The 4,947-nt window shown below is 69.9% G+C and carries 3 protein-coding genes and 2 pseudogenes; 4 read left to right on the forward strand and 1 reads right to left on the reverse strand.

Features of this window, described 5'->3' with window-relative positions; all coding sequences use genetic code 11:
• From VXC91_RS42255 to VXC91_RS42270, 4 genes and pseudogenes are all read left to right on the forward strand, one after another.
• Positions 1 to 352: pseudogene (locus VXC91_RS42255) on the forward strand (potassium-transporting ATPase subunit B); the annotation flags it as partial.
• 14 nt (positions 353 to 366) lie between these two features.
• Positions 367 to 1,008, forward strand: coding sequence for a potassium-transporting ATPase subunit KdpC (gene kdpC / locus VXC91_RS42260; protein ID WP_329512664.1), 642 nt, complete (start codon positions 367 to 369; stop codon positions 1,006 to 1,008).
• A 48-nt stretch (positions 1,009 to 1,056) separates the two neighbouring features.
• A pseudogene (locus VXC91_RS42265) lies at positions 1,057 to 1,698 on the forward strand (histidine kinase); the annotation flags it as partial.
• A 689-nt stretch (positions 1,699 to 2,387) separates the two neighbouring features.
• A complete protein-coding gene (locus VXC91_RS42270) occupies positions 2,388 to 2,966 on the forward strand; it encodes a universal stress protein (protein ID WP_329512665.1) in 579 nt (192 codons plus the stop codon).
• Between the two features lie 105 nt (positions 2,967 to 3,071).
• On the opposite strand, the gene VXC91_RS42275 is transcribed toward VXC91_RS42270, so the two are convergent.
• The coding region (locus tag VXC91_RS42275; protein ID WP_329512666.1) for a DUF4118 domain-containing protein at positions 3,072 to 4,947 on the reverse strand (1,876 nt) is incomplete at its 5' end.

The following is a 4,947-nucleotide window of genomic DNA, read 5'->3' on the forward strand; positions in this document are numbered from 1 at the left end:
ACTCCTCATCACCCGGGGCGCGCTCACGACCTTCTCCATCGCCAACGACGTGGCGAAGTACTTCGCGATCCTGCCCGCCATGTTCGCCGCCAAGTTCGGAGGTCTCGACCACCTCAACATCATGGCGCTGTACAGCCCTAAGTCCGCGATCACCTCGGCAATCATCTTCAACGCCCTGATCATCATCGCTCTGATCCCGCTCGCCCTGCGAGGTGTGCGCTACCGCCCTTCGGCGGCGGCGACGCTGCTCAGCCGCAACATCTATCTGTACGGCTTCGGCGGTCTGGTCCTGCCGTTCATCGGGATCAAACTGATCGACCTCGTCGTCCAGTTCATCCCCGGACTGCACTGAAGGGGCACACAGACATGTCATCGCCGCTACACAGGCATCTCCCGGCGCCGATGCGCAACCACCTCTCCGCGCTGCGGATGCTACTGGTGTTCACGGTCGTCACGGGACTGATCTACCCGCTGGCCGTGACGGGCGTCGCACAGGCGCTCTTCCACGACCAGGCCAACAGCTCTGAGATCAGGACCGACGGCAAGGTCGTCGGCTCCAGCCTCATAGGGCAGAGCTTCGACCTGCCCAAGAAGAACCCGGAAGACCCGAACGAGGCACCACGTCCCGACCCCAAGTGGTTCCAGCCGCGATTCTCCGCCGGCGGCTACGACCCGACCCTCACCGGCGCCTCCAACCTCGGTCCGACGAACCAGGAGCTGGTGAAGTCGATCGAGCAACGCCGTTCCAGCATTGCGAAGTTCAACAGCGTCGACCCGGCCGCGGTCCCCGCCGACGCGGTCACGGCGAGCGGCTCAGGACTCGACCCGCACATTTCGGTTGCCTACGCCACGTTGCAGATCACCCGGGTGGCCAAGGCGCGGGAGCTGGACGAGCCGAAGCTGAGGAAACTGGTCGACGATCACATCCAGGGCCGCATCCTCGGTTTCCTCGGCGAGGAGCGGGTCAACGTGGTGGAGCTCAACCAGGCCTTGAGCACCTTGGGCTGATCTGAAGGAGCCCCTATGACACACGCCAGCGGGCCGGTCGGCACGCGTATCGGCCGGCCCGGCAGGCTCAGGGTCTGTCTGGGTGCCGCCCCAGGCGTGGGCAAGACCTACCGGATGCTCGACGAGGGGCACCGAAGGGCGGAGCGCGGCACGGACGTGGTGGTCGGATACATCGACTGCCACGGCCGACGCCGCACGGAGCAGATGCTGCGCGGGCTTCTGGTGATCCCGCGCAAGGTCCGGCCCTACCGGGGTCGCCTCTTCGGCGAGATGGACGTGGACGGATTGCTGACTCTGCGCCCCGAGACAGTCCTCGTCGACGAATGCGCGCACACCAACGTTCCCGGCGGCCGCAACGCCAAGCGCTGGCAGGACGTGAGGGAACTGCTGGCGGCCGGGATCGACGTCATCACCACGGTCAACGTGCACCACCTTCAGTCCCTGTCCGACGTGGTGCAAAGGATCACTGGCGTGGCGCCCCCGGAGACGGTCCCCGACGAGCTCATGCGCCGGGCCGATCACGTCGAACTCGTCGACGTCGAGCCGGAGGTGCTGCGCCGCCGCCTCGTGCACGGTGACATCTACCCCCCGGAACTGGTTGACTCGGCCCTCACGCACTTCTTCCGTCCGGCCAACCTCGCGGCGTTGCGCGAATTGGCAGCGCTGTGGACAGCGAACCGGATGCTTGAAACCGCCGACACAGCGCCCATAGGGCTCGCGTTGCCCGCCGCCAGCCTGTGGACACTCACTGCCCTCCGGTCGGGCGGGCTGCTCACGCGACCGAGGCCCGTGGCGCTGCCGGACATTCTGCCTTCCGCTCTCCGCACGGTCCGGGCCGCGACCGGGAGCGACGCACGCGTCGAGGTCCGGGATGTGGCGAACGTGCCCGCCGTGTTCGCCGACCCAGGGCTCCTCGAGCGCGTGGTGACCACACTGCTCCACGACACGATGTGCGAGGCTCGCCCCGGAGCCACGGTCTTCCTCAAGGCCCGCTCGTCAATCCGACGCGACCTCGTGGACCTGCTGTTCAGCACCGGGACCTCGACTGTGGCAGCCACGGACGCCGAGACGCCGTCAGTGGACTACGGTCCTGCTCGCCTGGTGCTCGCCCTGACTCAGGCCCTCGCCGCCGTGATGCGGGGGACCGTCACCCCCGGGCTCACGCCCGGAGGAGATCCGACCCTGACACTCTCCCTGCCCGTGGGACCCCGCCTCGACGAGCCCGGGAGGGCACCGTGACCAGACTCCCGGGGGTGGCGGACGACCCGCGGGCACGTCAGAGGACCGCCAAGATGCGTTCCGAGGGGTGCCCGAGGGCCCCGTACAGGAGTGAGATGGGAGGGGCGGACTCCGTACCGTGCGAGGAGACGACAGCAGCCATGACCCATTCGGCCTCTGCCTCAGTGCCCCGGCGCCCTCGGGTGGTTGTCGGCGTGAGTGGCTCATCGGGCAGCATCACCGCCCTGCGACGGGCGGTCCAGGAGGCGCGGCGCATCGACGCCGAGTTGTGGGCGGTGTCCGCCTGGGACGTACCGGGAGGCACCATCACTGCGGAGGACAACCCAGCACCTCCCCTGCTGGTCGAACAGCGTGAGCGGCGTGCCTTCCTGGAACTGTTCGATGTCATCGACCGGCTATTCGGCGACGACGGTCCTGGCGTGCCGGTCCATCTGGTGGCCGGCCGGGGGTCGGCCGGCCGGGTTCTGGTGCAGGTCGCCGATCGCGAGAGCGATGTGCTGGTCGTCGGGGCCGGCCGGCGCGGCCGCGTGCGCCGCGTCTTCGGTCGTCCGGTGAGCCGCTACTGCCTTGCCCACGCCGTCTGTCCCGTGCTCGCTGTGCCGCCGTCCGCGCTCGAGGCCGCGCTGGCCGCGGCGCGCCGCCACAGGATCTGGCGGCTGCGGCTGGACGTCGGGCGGCTGAAGGCGGCGAACGCACCCGGCTCCGAACACAGCTTGTAGGCCGCGCCGCACACGGAGCACGGACGGCCGCCCCCTGATGACCAGGTGGCCGGCCGCCGAAGCGCGTCCGCGGCACCAACCGCAGACCCAAGTCGACCCCGAGGCCTACGTCATGGCGGTCGTGGCCGGCGCAGGCCGCACCGCCCGTTCCTCGGCCACCCGCAGAGTGACCACCATGGTCAGGCCGCCGCCCGGGGTGTCCTCCGCGTCGAGCGTGCCACCGACCGCTTCCGTGAAGCCGCGGGCCACCGCGAGGCCGAGGCCCACGCCGGCGCCGCGCGGAGCGTCGCCATAGCGCTGGAAGGGTGCGAAGATGCGTTCCTTCCCCTCGTCCGGCACTCCGGGACCCCGATCGACGACGCGCAGCTCGACGCGGTTGCCGAGGGCGCTCGCGGAGACCAGCACGGGCTTGTCCTGCGGGCTGTATTTGACCGCGTTCTCGACGAGGTTGGCGACGACGCGCTCCAGCAGGCCCTTGTCCACCAAAACCATCGGCAGCGTCTCCGGGATGTCGAGCTCGACGCTGTTCTCCGGCACCCCGCCCAGAGCCATCGGCACCACCTCGTCGAGATCGATCTCCCGGATGATCGGGGTGACGGTGCCGGTCTGCAGGCGCGACATGTCCAGGAGGTTGCCGACCACGTGGTCGAGGCGGTCGGCGCCCTCCTCGATCGCCTCGAGGAGCTCCGCCCGGTCCTGCTCCGACCACTGGACGTCGTCCGAACGGAGCGAGGAGACCGCCGCCTTGATGCCCGCCAGCGGCGTGCGCAGGTCATGGCTGACGGCAGCCAGCAGAGCGGTGCGGATACGGTTGCCTTCGGCCAGGGTCCGGGCCTGGTCCGCCTCCTCCTGCAGGCGTCGACGGTCCAGGACGACCGCGGCCTGTGCGGCGAAGGCGGCCAGCACCCGGCGGTCCTCGGCGGGCAGCACCCGGCCCGTCAGGGCGAGGGCCATATGGTCCCCGACCGGCATGTCGACGTCCGCGTCCTCGGGGCATTCCGCAGACCGCGGCCCCACACTTCCCGCACAGGTCCACGGCGCCACGTCGCTCTCCCGCTCCAGCAACGCCACCGACTCCATGCCGAAGGTCTCGCGCACCCGCTCCAGCAGAGCCTCCAGGCTGGTCTCACCGCGCAGCACACTGCCCGCGAGGAACGACAGAATCTCGGACTCGGCGCGCAGCCGGGCCGCTTGCTGGGTGCGCCGGGCCGCGAGGTCCACCACCGAGGCCACCGACACCGCGACCGCGACGAAGATCACGATCGCCACGATGTTCTCGGGATCGGCGATGGTCAGGGTGTGGACGGGCGGGGTGAAGAACCAGTTCAGCAGCAGCGAGCCCACCACCGCGGAGGCGAGGGAGGGCAACAGTCCGCCGAGCAACGCCGCCGCCACCGTCAACGCCAGGAACAACAACATGTCGTTGGCGAGGCCGACTTCGGGCGAGAGGCTGGTCAGGAAGAAGGTGAGCAGAGCCGGGCCGAGCACGCCGACGAGCCAGCCCCAGATGATCCTGACCCGCCCCAGCCGCGCCGTGCGGGGCACGGGCAGTCCGCGCCCCTTGCCCGCCTCGGCGTGCGTGATCAGATGGACGTCGAGATCGGGCCCCGACTCCCGGGCGACCGTCGCGCCGACGCCGGGTCCGAAGATGTACTGCCAGGACTTGCGGCGGGAGACGCCCAGCACGATCTGCGTGGCGTTGACGCCGCGCGCGAAATCCAGCAGCGACGCCGGGATGTCGTCCCCGACCACGTGATGGAAGGTACCGCCCACGTCCTCGACGAGGGTCCGCTGGACCGCGAGTTCCTTCGGCGAGCCGGACGACAGGCCGTCGCTGCGGGAGATGTAGACGGCCAGCACCTCGCCGCCGGCGCCCTTCTCCGCAAGGCGCGCGGCCCGGCGGATCAGGGTCCGCCCCTCCGGGCCGCCCGTCAGGCCCACGACGATGCGCTCGCGCGAACCCCAGATCTTCGACACCTGA

Source organism: Streptomyces chiangmaiensis (assembly GCF_036281785.1).
In the GTDB taxonomy this organism is placed as follows: domain Bacteria; phylum Actinomycetota; class Actinomycetes; order Streptomycetales; family Streptomycetaceae; genus Streptomyces; species Streptomyces chiangmaiensis.